We start from the raw sequence: 14,126 nt of genomic DNA on the forward strand, positions 1-14,126 counted from the left end.
GTCTATATTGGTCATGTCGGCGCCAATCGTAACCGCAAGCCGTTGCTACGAAGGTGAATACGATCGCCGTTGCCGATGGTTGAGGGATTGTACCGACCGCTGCAGGCGCGGGTCAGCGATGGTCGGCGATCTCCCCGATCCTGTCCGGTCGGCCGGCCGCCGTCGCAGGATCATACCCGTGCGTGTCGCCGGATCGATTCATCGGCACCCTGTTCGATCAGCATCCGAAACCCGCCGACGTCGATCCACAGAAGCGCGCTGCGTCTTCCCGGCGAACGCGACGTTTCGGATGCGGGGACTTCATCGAAAGCGCCGCACCCGCGCGGTCGGCGTCGCTTGCACCGGCGGCTAAGTTGTCCTACAAAATCGGCATGATCGGGAGAGTGACAGCGTGCCCGCAGGGGTCGGCGGCGGGGCAAGTACGCGCGTGAGCGGCGGCGATTATATCGGTGTCGACTGGGGCACGACCAACCGGCGGGCGTATCTGATACAGGCCGATGGCACGATGCGCGACACCGTGCGCGACGATCGCGGCGTCCTGTCGGTGGCGCGCGACGGCTATCCGGCCGAACTGGCGGCGCTGCGGGCGCGATACGGCGACCTGCCGGTGATCGCGGCCGGCATGGTGGGCTCGACCCGCGGCTGGCGGGAGGCGCCCTATGTCGCTGCGCCCGCCGATGCGGCGACCCTGGCCGGCGCGGCGCTGACCATCGCGGACGAGCGCTGCACCATCGTCCCGGGCGTGTCGCTGACCACGGGCACGCGCGCCGACGTGATGCGCGGCGAGGAGGTACAGGTGTTCGGCGCGGTCGCCGCCGGGCTGGCGCCGGCCGATGCGCTGTTCTGCCAGCCGGGCACGCACAACAAGTGGATCCGGACCGAGGGCGGGCGGATCACGACCTTCGCCACCGCGATGACCGGCGAGCTGTTCGCCCTGCTGCGCGGCCACGGCATCCTGGCGGGGATGCTGGACGGCCCGGTGACGGACGGCGAGGCGTTCCGCGACGGACTGGCCCGCGGTGCCGGTGCCACCGATCTGACCGTCGCCCTGTTCGAGGTGCGCGCCGGCGTCCTGCTCGGCCGCCGCGCGCCGGAGCAGGCGGCGGCGTTTGCCAGCGGCATCCTGATCGGCGCCGATGTCGGCGCGCAGCTGACCGCCGGATCGGGAGCGGACGGCACCGTCCATCTGCTGGCCGATGGCGGGCTGGCCGACCTCTACACCGCGGCGATCACCGCACAGGGCGGCCGTTCCGTCCGCGTCGACAGCCATGCCGCCTTCCTGGCGGGCATCCATCACATCCGGGAGCTGATCGTTGACTGATACCCCATCCGGCGGCCTGACGGCCCGGTTCGCCGCCGCTTTCGACGCGTGCCCGCTGGTCGCGATCCTGCGCGGGATCACGCCGGCGGAGGCGGAGCCGGTCGCCGCCGCGCTGGTCGAGGCGGGCTTCACCCTGATCGAGGTGCCGCTGAACTCGCCCGACCCCTATGACAGCATCGCGCGGATGGCCGCGCGGTTCGGCGACCGGGCGATGATCGGGGCGGGCACCGTGCTGACCACCGACCAGATCGACCGGGTCAAGGCGGCGGGCGGCACGCTGATCGTGTCACCCAACACCGACACGACGGTGATCGCCGCCAGCGTCGCGGCGGGGATGATCTCGCTGCCCGGCTATTTCACGCCCAGCGAGGGGTTCGCCGCGCTGAAGGCAGGAGCGCACGCGCTGAAGCTGTTCCCGGCGGACGGTACCACGCCGGCGATGCTGAAGGCGCAGCGTGCCGTATTGCCGCGCTACGTGAAGGTGCTGGCGGTCGGCGGCGTGTCGCCGGAGACGATCCCGACATGGCGCGCGGCCGGCGCGGACGGGTACGGGCTGGGGTCGAACCTCTACAAACCCGGCAAGCCCGCGGCGGATGTCGGCCGCGGCGCCGCCGCCTTCGTCGCGGCGGTGCGCTCGTGAGCGCGCCGATCCGCCTGGCGGTGATCGGCATGGGCAAGATCGCCAAGGACCAGCACCTGCCCGCGATCGCCGCCAATGCCGATTTCGACCTGGTCGCGACGGTCAGCCGCCATGGCGGACCGGTCGGCGACCTGCCCTTCTTTCCCACGATCGACGCGCTGATTGCCGACGGGCCGGTGATCGATGCGGTGGCATTGTGCACGCCGCCGCAGGTGCGCCGCGCCATCGCCGCGACCGCGCTGGCGCAAGGGTGGCACGTCTTCCTGGAAAAGCCGCCCGGCGCGACGCTGGCCGAAGTCGTGACGCTGGAGGATGCGGCGCGCGCGACCGGCGCCAGCCTGTTCGCCAGCTGGCACTCGCGCTACGCCGTCGGGGTGGAGCCGGCGCGGGCCTGGCTCGCCACCCGCACGATCCACAGCGTGACGGTGACGTGGCGCGAGGACGTGCGCGTCTGGCATCCCGGCCAGGAATGGATCTGGGAGGCGGGCGGCTTCGGCGTCTTCGATCCGGGCATCAACGCACTGTCGATCGTGACCCGCATCCTGCCGCGGCCGTTCTTCCTGGAGGACGCGGTGCTGGACGTACCGGCCAACCGCCAGGCGCCGATCGCCGCGCGCCTGAACTTCCGCGACGGCGCCGGCGTGCCGATCGCCGCCGATTTCGACTGGCGGCAGGAAGGCCCGCAGCACTGGGACATCCTGGTCGAGACCGAGCAGGGCACGCTGCATCTGGCCGATGGCGGCGCCACGCTGACCCTGCCCGGCGGCGAGACGCCGACCCAGGCGGACGGGCTGCACGGCGAGTATCCGGGCCTGTACGCACGCTTCGCCGAGGTGATCCGGCAGGGGGGCAGCGATGTCGATGTGGCGCCGCTGCGCCACGTCGCCGATGCGTTCATGCGCGGGCAGCGGGAAGCGGTGGAGCCGTTCGTCGAGTAAGGGGCGGGCGCGGCGGCGGGCGCGGCGCCCGTCGTGCAGCTGGACCCCGGCCTTAGTGGTCAGCCGGGATGAACCGGACGCTAGCGGGCGCGGCGATAGGCGTGGTTGATATCGGTCATCCAGCCCGCCTGCGCCCTGCCGGCCCCGCGCGGGGCACGGGCCGCGTCGAGATCGATCTGGTCGTCGAAGCGGATGCCGGCGAGCTTGTCGGTCGCCCACATCACCTCTGCCGTCATGTCCTGCAGCCGGCCCATTGACACCTGCACCCGCTGGCCGACGACGAGTTCGCCGCCATGGTCGAGACAGGCGCCGGTGACGGACAGGTTGCGAACGCGACGCTCCACGCGCCGGTCGGCCGCCAGGACATCGGCACGGATGATGACACCGCTGCGCTTCGGCCGGTCATTGCTGGTGACGTCGGACATACGACTCTAGTCGCCCAAATTCGTAAGCGATGGGTTAACCCAGACCGGCGCGGCGACCGGCTTCGCCGTTTGGATGATATCCGCCCCCATCAGATGGTCGCGCCCTGCAGCAGCCGGGGCAGCTGGCCGCTCTCTCCCCGCGCCTCGGCCATGAAGCGGTCCTTCAGCGGGCCGAGCGCGTCGACGGCGGAGATCCCCAGCCGGCGGACCGCGCTGGCCGCGCGCCCCGGCACGCCGAACAGGCGGGTCAGCGTATCGGTGGCGGCGGCGACCATCATCGTGTCGAGACCGCGCCACCGTTCGTAGCGGGCCAGCAGCTGCGCGTCGCCGAGGTCGAGGCCCAGCCGGGCCCCCTCGACCAGCACCTCGGCCAGGGTCGCGACATCGCGGAAGCCCAGGTTCAGCCCCTGCCCCGCGATCGGGTGGATGCCGTGCGCGGCGTCGCCGACCAGCGCCAGCCGCGGCGCGGTGATCCGCGCGGCATGGTGGAAGCCGAGCGGATAGGAGGCGCGCGGGCTGGGCGCGGACAGCGTGCCCAGGAAGCCGCCCATCCTGCTCGACGCCTCCGCCAGGAAACCGCGATCGGACAGCTTGGCCAGCCCCGGGCCATGTTCCGCCTTCACCGACCAGACGATCGCCGAGCGGTGGCCGATCTCGTCGCCGGGCAGCGGCAGCAGCGCGAACGGGCCGGCCGGGTAGAAGATCTCGTACGCCACGTCGCCATGCGGGCGGGCATGATGGAACGCGCCGACGATCGCGGCATGATCGTAGGACCAGCGTGCGACCTTGATCCCCGCCGACTCACGCGTGGGTGAGTTGCGTCCCTCCGCCGCGATCAGCAGCGGCGCGCGGACCGTGTCGCCGTCGTCGAGCATCGCGGTGACGCCGGCGGCACCGCGGTCCACCGCAACCGCACGGGTCCGCATCCGCAGATCGATACCGGCCGCGGCACCGGCGGCGTCGAACAGGGTGCGGCGAAGCAGCTTGTTTTCGTACATCGTGCCCAGGCTGCCGTCCTCGGCATCGGGCGTGAAATCGAGCGCGCCGGGTTTCAGCCCGTCGCTGACCCGGATGCGTGCGATCGGGCATCCCTGCCCGGCCAGCCGGGCGCCGATGCCGATCGCATCGAGCATCCGCCCGCTGGCGCTGGCGATCGCGGAGGCGCGCCCGTCGAAGCCGGGGGCCAGCGTCACCGCCGGATCGGCCGGGTCGACGACCACCGAGGTCAGGCCATGTGCGTCGAGCGCCAGCGCCAGCGTGGTGCCGACCAGCCCGCCACCCAGGATGACGACGTCGGCGGTCTTGGTTGCTGCAGTCATGGCGCTCTCCTACCGCCGCCGCCCGTCGCGGCCAAGCTTGACGTACTAAACGAGAACGTCGATGAATCCGCCCCGGCTTTTCCCCGCGGATATTCGAGGACAGATCATGGCGAGCCAGGCGCAGCCTGCCTTGTGGCGCGAGACGGTGAAGGCGGGCGCGGTACGTAGCGGCGCCGTGATCGCGGCGACGGCGATCTTCGCCCTGACGCTGGCCATCGCGCTGTCGCTGGCCAGCTATCATCCCAGCGATCCGGCGATCAACACCGCATCGGGACAGGGACCGGCCAACCTGCTCGGCTTTCCCGGCGCGTGGATGGCCGACGTGCTGCTGACGCTGTTCGGGCCGACCGTGGCGCTGCTGCTGCCGGTGGGGCCGATCGTCGGCGCGCGATTGTGGCGGGACCAGCCGCCGGGGCGCTGGGCACGGATGCTGGCCGGCGCGGCTCTGGGCGTCGCGCTGATGGCGAGTGCGCTGGCGTTCATCTCGACCTCCGCGGTCCTCGCCCTCCCCGCCGGATGGGGCGGGCTGGTCGGCATGGCGGTGGCCGGCGGCGTGCGCGGCGTGCTGGCGCTGGCCGGTAATCCGGATGTCGAGATGTGGGGCGCGCGCGCGGTCGGCCTGATCGCGGCGGTCGCCGGCGTGATCGTGTGGGGCAAGACGCTGAACATCGACCTGGGCGAGCGCCGCTGGCGCCTGCGCCGGGTGCGGTCGACCGGAACCGCCGAGGCGTTCGACGACGACGATGGCTACGCCGATGACGGCGACCACGACGAGGACGGGCCGGAGGAGCCGTTGCAGCTCGCCCGCCGCGCCGTGCCGCCGCGCGCGATTGCTGAGCCCGATCCGCGACCGGCGCCGGTCATCGCCGACCGCCAGCTCGCCCCCTCGGTCGCGCCGCCCAAGCGCCAGCAGCAGCTGGACCTGCGCGACAATTACCAGCTTCCCGGGCTCGACCTGCTCGTGCCCTCGCCACCGTCCAACTCGGGGCCGATCGACAAGGCGGCGCTGGAGCGCAACGCCCGCCTGCTCGAGACCGTGCTCGACGATTTCAAGGTCCACGGCGCGATCACCGAGGTGCGGCCGGGGCCGGTCGTAACGATGTACGAGCTGGAGCCGGCGCCCGGCATCAAGGCGAGTCGCGTGATCGCGCTGGCCGACGACATCGCGCGCAACATGTCGGCGATCTCCGCGCGCGTGGCGGTGATCCCGGGGCGCAACGTGATCGGCATCGAACTGCCCAATGCCAAGCGCGAATCGGTGTCGCTCCACGAACTGGTCGCCAGCCAGAGCTTCGAGGACCAGGCCGCGCAGCTGCCGATCATCCTGGGCAAGAACATCGCCGGCGATCCCGTGATCACCGATCTGGCCCCCATGCCACACCTGCTGGTCGCGGGTACCACGGGATCGGGCAAGTCGGTCGGCCTGAACTGCATGATCCTGTCGCTGCTGTACCGGCTGACGCCCAGCCAGTGCCGGATGATCATGATCGATCCGAAGATGCTGGAACTCAGCATGTACGACGACATCCCGCACCTGTTGTCGCCGGTCGTCACCGATCCGGCCAAGGCGGTCCGCGCGCTGAAATGGGCGGTCGAGACGATGGAGGACCGGTACCGGCAGATGTCCTCGGTCGGCGTCCGAAGCCTCGCCGGGTTCAACGACAAGGTGCGCGCCGCCAAGGCGAAGGGCCAGCCGCTGGGCCGCAAGGTGCAGACCGGATACCATCCCGACACCGGCCAGCCGGTGTACGAGGAGGAGGTGCTGGAATACGACCCCCTGCCCCAGATCGTCGTCATCGTCGACGAGCTGGCCGACCTGATGATGACCGCCGGCAAGGAGGTCGAGTTCCTGATCCAGCGGCTGGCGCAGAAGGCGCGTGCGGCGGGCATCCACCTGATCATGGCGACGCAGCGCCCCTCGGTCGACGTCATCACCGGCGTGATCAAGGCGAACCTGCCGACCCGCATCAGCTTCCACGTCACCAGCAAGATCGATTCGCGCACCATCCTGGGCGAGCAGGGCGCCGAGCAGCTGCTGGGCCGGGGCGACATGCTGTACATGCCGGGCGGCAAGGGCATCGTGCGCGTCCACGGCCCCTTCACCAGCGACGACGAGGTCCGCGCGGTCGCCGATCACTGGCGGGCGCAGGGCCAGCCCGACTACATCAGCTCCGTCACCGAGGAGCCGGCCGAGAGCTTCGCGCTGGAAGGCGCACCGACCGGCGAGGACAGTCCGGAGGACCAGCAGTATCGTGCCGCGATCCAGCTGGTGTGCGAGAGCCAGAAGGCGTCGACCAGCTGGCTGCAGCGGCAGCTGCGCATCGGCTACAACTCGGCCGCCCGGCTGATCGAGCAGATGGAGAAGGACGGCATCGTCAGCCGGCCCGACCATGTCGGCCGCCGCGAGGTGCTGCGCGATGCGGAGGGGCACGCGATCTGACGCACCGCCGCGGCATGGCGCGGACTGCCGTACGTCGGCGTTCGTAAGTCACTGACAAGGTGCGGTGTCCAGGTAGCCCGATGTAAGGGCGGACGTGCGGCAGTGTTGCAGAAATGCTCGCACCGGAAATTCTTGGCTCCCATCCGCCCACGGCGACTTGTGCGAACGTTTGCGGCCATTTAGGTCCGCATCGGCCTTCGTGGCACTCCGCCTGCACCATCGCCTTTCGTTACGCAGGCGTTCCCCCCGAATGGAGGGGGCGATTTCACCCGTTCCGGTGCGCTCATTTCGCCCAGATGCAGGGGGCGGCAAAACTTTATGAACGGCTAGTTAACCGTTGTTCCAATGGAACGGGCAGTGCTCCCAGGGAGGAGACATTGTCCTTTGTTCAGTATCGAGAGGACAACGGGGATGAAAACCAGTCTCATCATCAGCACGTCGGTTGCCGCCCTGCTCGCCGCCACGGCCGGTGTGGCCAGCGCGCAGGACGGATCGCAGGGCGCAGGCCAGAACGCCGCCGCCGACAGCAGCCTCGCCACCGGCGACATCACGGTCAGCGACTCGGGCAACACCACCAACACGCCGACGACGAACACGACCAACACGACCGACGGCAGCTACAATGGCGGCAACACGTCGAACACCGCGTCGACCGACGGCAGCTACAACGGTGGCAACAGCGCGAGCACCGACAACAGCAACAATTCGACCAATTCGTCGGTCGCCGACAGCGGCAACACGATGAATACCGACAATAGCAACAACTCGACCAACACGTCGGTCGCCGACAGCGGCAACACCGCCAACACGACCAACACCTCGGTCGCGGATAGCGGCAATACCGCCACGTCGACGAACACCAACGCGTCGGTGAACGACAGCAACAACGGCGGCAATTCCTCGGTAGCCGATAGCGGCAACACGATGAACACCGACAACAGCAACAACTCGACCAACACGTCGATCGCCGACAGCGGCAACACCGCCACGACGACGAACACCAACGCGTCGGTGAACGACAGCAACAACGGTGGCAACACCTCGGTTGCCGACAGTGGCAACACGATGAACACCGACAACAGCAACAACTCGACCAACACGTCGACCACGACGAACACGTCGGTTGCTGACAGCGGTAATACGACCGACAACAGCAACAACTCGACGAACACGTCGACGAACACGTCGATCGCCGACAGCGGCAACACGACCACCAACACCGATGCCTCGACGACGAGCAACACGTCCAACACGACGAACACCTCGGTCGCCGACAGCGGCAACACGCAGACGATCAACACCGACAACAGCAACAACTCGACCAACACGTCGGTGGCCGACAGCGGCAACACGTCGGTGGCCGATAGCGGCAACACCTCGGTCGCAGACAGCGGCAACAGCGACGACTCGACCGACGGCAGCTATAACGGCGGCAACACGTCGAACAGCAACAACACGTCGACCAGCGTCGCCTCGACGACCAACTACAACAACCAGTCCGACAACAGCGACAATTCGGACAACAGCGACAACTCGGTCGTCAACAACAACAACCAGGCCTATAACACCGACAACTCGCAGCTGACCTACAACGCGAACGAGACGACCACCGGCGGTGCGTCGACGGTGTCGCCGACCAGCAGCTTCGGCGACGACGCCGTGGTCGCAACGGCCGCGCTGTCGAACTATGTGTCGGGTGTGAAGGTGACGTTCGCGGGTACCGCGGGCGAGTCCAGCACCACCGACAACAGCCTGACGACGGGCGACGGCGCCTTCGGCAACTTCGCCGGCATGAACGCGCTGAACGTCAACACCGGCGCAGGCGCTTCGCAGAACGCGAACGTCAGCGTGTCGGTGCGGACCGGCGACATCACGCGCTGATCCTGACGGGGGCGGGCCGTCATCACGGCCCGCCCCATTTTTTCCGCGTTCATCAGGTTACAGGGGAAGAGGATATGCGTGCGTCCACCGTCACGCTCGGCTGCATCGGGATGGCGCTTGCCGCCGTCGCCCTGCCCGCCGCCGCCCAGGAGGCACCGGCGCCGTCCGCGGCCTTCGACACCGACACCGCTCTCGCCGAATCCGACCTTCGCGCGATCGCGGGCCGGGAGGACAGCGGTACGCAGATCGCCGCCGCCGACCAGCGCAACACCGTGCAGAACAACAGCGTCACCGGCAATTCGGTGACCGGATCGGTCACCCTCGACGGTCAGGCTTTCCAGAACATGTCCGGCCTGGCGGTCATCAACGCCAACAGCGGCAACAACGTCGCGATCAATTCGGCGATGAACGTCGTCATCAACCTGGCACCGCAATAGGCCGGAACGTGGCACGCGCGATACGCCCGACCCGGTTCCTGCTGCTGCCGCTGGCGATCCTCGCCAGCGGTTGTGCGGCGAAGATCAACGGCGGCGATCCGCGCATCGCGACGGCGAGCGCCGGGACCAGCGAATACAGCGTGCCCGTCGCATCGATGCTGGCGCGCAAGTTCAACACGGTCGTCCGCCAGCAATATGATTTCAGCTGCGGATCGGCCGCGCTGGCGACGCTGCTCCACTATCATTACGGGCTGCCGCGGTCGGAGACCGAGGTGTTCACCGGCATGTGGCGCGAGGGGGACAAGGCGCAGATCCGCCGGGTCGGCTTCTCGTTGCTCGACATGAAGCGGTACCTCGAGGAAAACCGGCTGCGCGCCGACGGTTACAAGGTGACGCTGGACGCGATCGAGAAGCGCAAGCTGCCGGGCATCGCGCTGATCACGACCAAGGGGTATCGGCACTTCGTCGTCGTGAAGGGCATCGCCGGCGACACCGTGCTGCTCGGCGATCCGTCGCTGGGCCTGCAGACGATGCCGCGGGCAAAGTTCCAGGGGATGTGGAACGGCATCTATTTCGTGCTGAACTCCGCGACCGACGTCGGATCGCAGAATTTCAACGCGCCGCGCCAGTGGCAGGCGCTGGCCCGGGCGCCGATCGGCAGCCCGTTCCTCGACCCGCTGAGCCAGCAGGCGCTGACGCTCAGCGCGCCCTTCTACCGGGACTTCTGATCATGCTGGCTCGCCTCTTCTCGTTCGCGGCGCTGGCCTGGGCGATGCCGACTGCCGCGCAGGAGGCCCCGGCGCTGGCCGCCCCCGTCCTGAGCGATCCCGAGCTGGCGACGATGACGGGCAAGTTCATCATGCCGAACGGCGGGTCGCTGGCGCTGTCGGTGACGAGCGACACGCTGCTGAACGGCACGCTGGTGCTGCGGACGGTGCTGACCGTCGATCAGGGCAGCAACCTGACGGTCTACGGCAGGACCGCGGACGCCGCCTCCGCCGACGCGCAGAAGGCGGGGATGCAGGCCGGGGCCGGCACGCCTGCGCTGAACAACGGCGTGTCGGTGCTGTTCGACCGGCGGACCGGCACGCAGATCGTGATGCCCACCGTGAACGCGATCCGCGGCACGACCGGCAGCGAGCAGGCGACGCCCGCGGAGCTGGGCATCGCGCCGATCGTGCTGACCGCCGGCGGTCCGGCCGTGGCGACGCCCGACGGCACGGTGACGCTGACCAGACTGCCCAACGGGTCGCAGGTGACGCTGGCCGGCGACCAGATCGGGATCGCCCATCTGGTCGGCCAGTCGGTGGCGACGGCGATCACCAATGCGGGTAACGATCGCACGATCGATACGGTAACGACGATCGGCATCGACCTGCACGATTCGTCGGCGCTGGCGATGGGGGCGGCAGCGATGAAGGTCGATGCATTGGTGAGCGACGTGGCACGGGGGATGATCCGCTGATGAAGGTGGGCAGGAGCGGCGGAACGACGGCGCTGGCCGGACTTAGCCTGGCATTGGCTGGCGCACCGGCGGCAGCGCAGACCCGCCCGACCGCCACGATCCAAGCGGAACTGGAACAGGCCAGGGCGGAGATCGCGGCGCAGCGCCGCCAGCTGGAGGCGCAGGAGGCGCGCCTGCGTGCGCTGGAGGCACGGATCGGCGGATCGGCACAGGTCGCCGGTAGCCCGGTCGGCCCGGCAGCCGGCCCGACCCAGCCCGCCCGCTCGGTCGCGCAGGCGAGTGCCGCGAGCACGCCGGGCGACCCCGCCAGCGTCGTCGCCGCCGCGCCATCCGGCCCGATTGAGAGCGTCGGCGCCCGCCCGGTGAACAGCGACCGGCCGCCGGAGGTCGCGGTGCTGGGCAGCGAGGGCAGCGTGGTGACCCGCAAGGGCCAGCTGACCGGCGAGTTCCAGGTCGACTATGCGCGCGCCGACCGCAACCGTGCATTGTTCCGCGGTATCGAGATCGTCGAATCGGTGCTGGTCGGCGAGTTCAACATCAACGAGAGCCGGCAGGACATCGTCACCGCATCGCTCGCCGCGCGGTACGGCCTGACCGACCGGCTGGAACTGGGCGTCCGCCTGCCCTTCGTGCAGCGCTGGGACACGTCGGTGCTGGTCCCGGTGCAGGGCAGCACCAGCAACGACGCAGCGCGGGAGATCGACAGTTCGGCGCAAGGCCGCGGGCTGGGCGATATCGAAATGTCGGCGCGCTACCAGCTGCTGACCGGGCGTGCCGGCCTGCCCTATCTGGTCGGCAATCTTCAGGTCGTGGCGCCGACCGGCAGCAATCCGTTCGACGTTCCCCGCCTGCCGACCGGCGAGGCGACCAAGGCCGCGACCGGCGCCGGTTTCTGGGGCGCGTCGCCCAGCATCACCGCGATCCTGCCCAGCGACCCGGCGGTGCTGTTCGGCACGATCGGCTACACCCACAATTTCGGTCGTAGCGTCGACACGGTGATCAGCCCGGTGCGGATCACCTATGTAAAGCCGGGCGACGCGATCTCGTTCAGCGCCGGCATCGGCATCTCCCTTAACGAGCGGACGTCGATGAACCTGGGCTATGCGCAGACCTGGGCGTTCGGCACCCGCACGCGTACCGAGCTACTGGATCCGGGCCCGATGGATCCGCCGTTCCTGGAGGATACGTCGCGCGACCTGCAGCTGGGACGGTTCCTGTTCGGCGTCACCTATCGCGCGACCGACCGGGCCAGCATCAACTGGTCGGTAGAGGTCGGGGCGACCGACGATGCCGCCGACGTCCGTTCGGTGCTGCGCGTCCCGCTGATCCTGATCGCACCCTGATCGATCCCGACGGCGGGAACCAAGCACCGCCCTCGTCCGTCCTATCCACCGAGCGGGTGGCATGACGGAGAAGGCCGATGTCCACGCTGCTGATCGCCGCATTCCTGTCCGTCGCCCCGGCGACATCCGATCGTCCCGCTGCTGCGTTTGCAGGGCCGGCACTGGCGGACCATGAACTCGCCAGGCAACGCGGCGGCTTCATCGGGCCGGGCATGGCCGCCAGGCGTGTCCTGACCGACGCCAATGCGATGTCCACGCTGCAACTTCAGGCAGAGGTCAACCGCATGACCTTCGACAACTGGTTCGCCACCGAAGGCGCCGTGTTGATCGTCAACAACCAGCTGGCCGCGCTCGACCGCTGACTTGCGATCGGCACGAAATGGTCGCGGCACGACTGTCCACCTCTTGAAAACCGCTTGCTAACCCTTTCTACTTAGGACGGGCAGCGGGGAATGGGGTGGAGGACGTTTATGGCGAGTGCCGTACGGGCGAGCAGTTCGGATGGATTGTTTCATCGGATCGGCGCGTTCCTGGCGGAACAGGGGTTAAGCCCCGAGCCGCAGCATTATGCCTTTGCCTATACCGTGCTGAGCGAGCCGAACGGCGTGCTGGCGCGCGAGGTGGCCGACATCACCAGCGGCGGATTTCGGCTGCGGCGCGACGATCTGGAGCGATTGGGCTGCGAGGTCGCCAGTGCCAGCACCCCTCCCCGCCCGATCGAGCCCACGCCCGCGTTCCAGCGGCAGGCCGAGGAACTGGTGGCGCAGACGCAGGCACAGGTCGACGGGTTCGCCGACATCGTGCGCGAGATGAAGGACGACACGCACGGCTTCGGTCGCGACCTGGCGGTCAGCGCGGCGCAGATCGTCGACAGCGGCCCGGTGGCGATCGACAAACTGTCGCGGCTGGCTGGCGCGATGCTGGCGCGCGTCCATGATTCCGAACAGCGTCTGGCACGGGCCACCGACGAGACCGACGCGCTGCGGGTCAAGCTGGTGGAGGCGCGGGAGGCGGCGCGGCGCGATCCGCTGACCGGACTGCCCAACCGGCTGGCTCTGGCGGAGGGCTTCAGCGAGCGGCTGGGGCCCGGGCCGCATTGCCTGGCGCTGTGCGACATCGACCGGTTCAAGCGGATCAACGACCAGCATGGCCACGGGGTGGGCGACCGGGTGCTCGGCATGATTGGCAAGACCCTGTCCGAGGCTTTCGAGGGCCATCTGGTCTGCCGGTACGGCGGCGAGGAGTTCGCGGTGCTGCTGAACGGCGTGACGCTGGCCGAGGCGACCCGGATGCTGGACGGTGCGCGGCAGACGACCAGCGCACGCCGCCTGCGCAACCGCGATACCGACGCGCCGATCGGCGAGATCACCTTCTCCGCCGGCGTCGTCGCCCTTCGCGACGACGAGCAGGCGGAGGAGGCGATGGATCGCGCCGACCGCCTTCTCTACACGGCCAAGGCGCAGGGTCGCGACCGGGTGTGTGCGGCATGACGATGGCACGCCGCAGTTTGGCGTAAGCTGCCACGGAGAATGGCGGTTTACGCCATTCGCACCGCATCGCCTTCTTCAATCCACGCAATATCAGCTACTTACAGGTTTGGCACGGCAACTGCAAAGGTGTCGGCATCGGGATCGAACGGTTCGATCCCGCCGACAAAGGGAAGCAGACCATGACCAACACCATCGAAACCGCCCAGCGCATCGTCCTCAGCTCGGCCGCCGCGCTGTTCTTCGCCGCCATCGCGATCTGCACCGCGACGCCGGTCCTGCCGATCGCTTGATCGCGACCACGATACGGATAAACGCCATGAAACAGAGCCTGATCCTGGCACTGATCGCCTTCGTGTCGACGGCGACGATGATCGCCGGCAGCGCGGCTACCGTCGCGATCTGAATGCCTCCATGCCGCGGCCGGGTG

At 68.9% G+C, this 14,126-nt stretch carries 13 protein-coding genes; 11 read left to right on the top strand and 2 right to left on the bottom strand.

Annotated elements, in window-relative coordinates; genetic code table 11:
* The first annotated feature begins 427 nt into the window (after nucleotides 1–427).
* The 3 genes from ABC319_RS10515 to ABC319_RS10525 are packed head-to-tail and all read left to right on the top strand — an operon-like array spanning nucleotide 428 to nucleotide 2,899.
* Nucleotides 428–1,321 (top strand): 2-dehydro-3-deoxygalactonokinase, encoded by an 894-nt coding sequence (locus ABC319_RS10515; protein ID WP_413070168.1) that lies wholly within the window; start codon nucleotides 428–430, stop codon nucleotides 1,319–1,321.
* Nucleotides 1,314–1,961, top strand: a complete 648-nt coding sequence (locus ABC319_RS10520) for a 2-dehydro-3-deoxy-6-phosphogalactonate aldolase (protein WP_413070169.1) — start codon at nucleotides 1,314–1,316, stop codon at nucleotides 1,959–1,961. The genes ABC319_RS10515 and ABC319_RS10520 overlap by 8 nt, the downstream gene beginning before the upstream one ends.
* Nucleotides 1,958–2,899, top strand: a complete 942-nt coding sequence (locus ABC319_RS10525; protein WP_413070170.1) for a Gfo/Idh/MocA family protein — start codon at nucleotides 1,958–1,960, stop codon at nucleotides 2,897–2,899. The genes ABC319_RS10520 and ABC319_RS10525 overlap by 4 nt, the downstream gene beginning before the upstream one ends.
* 80 nt (nucleotides 2,900–2,979) lie before the next feature.
* Here the strand turns inward: ABC319_RS10525 and ABC319_RS10530 are convergent, their stop codons facing one another.
* Together ABC319_RS10530 and ABC319_RS10535 are read right to left on the bottom strand one after the other, a co-directional pair.
* On the bottom strand, nucleotides 2,980–3,324 hold the full coding sequence (locus ABC319_RS10530) for a PilZ domain-containing protein (protein ID WP_413070171.1): 345 nt from the start codon (nucleotides 3,322–3,324) through the stop codon (nucleotides 2,980–2,982).
* Between the two features lie 89 nt (nucleotides 3,325–3,413).
* Nucleotides 3,414–4,643 carry a UbiH/UbiF/VisC/COQ6 family ubiquinone biosynthesis hydroxylase gene (locus tag ABC319_RS10535; RefSeq protein ID WP_413070172.1) on the bottom strand — a complete coding sequence of 410 codons (1,230 nt, stop codon included), beginning with the start codon at nucleotides 4,641–4,643 and terminating at the stop codon, nucleotides 3,414–3,416.
* 106 nt (nucleotides 4,644–4,749) lie between these two features.
* Here ABC319_RS10535 and ABC319_RS10540 point away from each other — a divergent pair, with 106 nt between their 5' ends.
* The 8 genes from ABC319_RS10540 (at nucleotide 4,750) to ABC319_RS10575 (ending at nucleotide 13,699) form a co-directional block, all read left to right on the top strand.
* The gene (locus tag ABC319_RS10540; protein ID WP_413070173.1) at nucleotides 4,750–7,083 is read left to right on the top strand and encodes a DNA translocase FtsK; all 2,334 of its coding nucleotides are present in this window, start codon (nucleotides 4,750–4,752) and stop codon (nucleotides 7,081–7,083) included.
* A 411-nt stretch (nucleotides 7,084–7,494) separates the two neighbouring features.
* Nucleotides 7,495–8,964 (top strand): hypothetical protein, encoded by a 1,470-nt coding sequence (locus ABC319_RS10545; protein WP_413070174.1) that lies wholly within the window; start codon nucleotides 7,495–7,497, stop codon nucleotides 8,962–8,964.
* A 74-nt stretch (nucleotides 8,965–9,038) separates the two neighbouring features.
* A complete protein-coding gene (locus tag ABC319_RS10550) occupies nucleotides 9,039–9,401 on the top strand; it encodes a hypothetical protein (protein WP_413070175.1) in 363 nt (120 codons plus the stop codon).
* An 8-nt stretch (nucleotides 9,402–9,409) separates the two neighbouring features.
* Entirely contained in the window at nucleotides 9,410–10,129 is a 720-nt protein-coding gene (locus tag ABC319_RS10555; protein WP_413070176.1) for a C39 family peptidase, read from the top strand.
* 2 nt (nucleotides 10,130–10,131) lie between these two features.
* Entirely contained in the window at nucleotides 10,132–10,866 is a 735-nt protein-coding gene (locus tag ABC319_RS10560; RefSeq protein ID WP_413070177.1) for a hypothetical protein, read from the top strand.
* On the top strand, nucleotides 10,866–12,209 hold the full coding sequence (locus ABC319_RS10565) for a transporter (protein ID WP_413070178.1): 1,344 nt from the start codon (nucleotides 10,866–10,868) through the stop codon (nucleotides 12,207–12,209). Before ABC319_RS10560 ends, ABC319_RS10565 begins: the two co-directional genes overlap by 1 nt.
* A gap of 77 nt (nucleotides 12,210–12,286) precedes the next feature.
* Nucleotides 12,287–12,571: a hypothetical protein gene (locus tag ABC319_RS10570; protein WP_413070179.1), complete on the top strand. Its 285-nt coding sequence runs from the start codon at nucleotides 12,287–12,289 to the stop codon at nucleotides 12,569–12,571.
* Nucleotides 12,572–12,679: 108 nt separating this feature from the next.
* On the top strand, nucleotides 12,680–13,699 hold the full coding sequence (locus tag ABC319_RS10575) for a GGDEF domain-containing protein (protein WP_413070180.1): 1,020 nt from the start codon (nucleotides 12,680–12,682) through the stop codon (nucleotides 13,697–13,699).
* The last annotated feature ends 427 nt before the right edge of the window (nucleotides 13,700–14,126 follow it).

The sequence above is a fragment of the Sphingomonas phoenicis genome (genome assembly GCF_047238005.1).
GTDB lineage: Bacteria > Pseudomonadota > Alphaproteobacteria > Sphingomonadales > Sphingomonadaceae > Sphingomonas.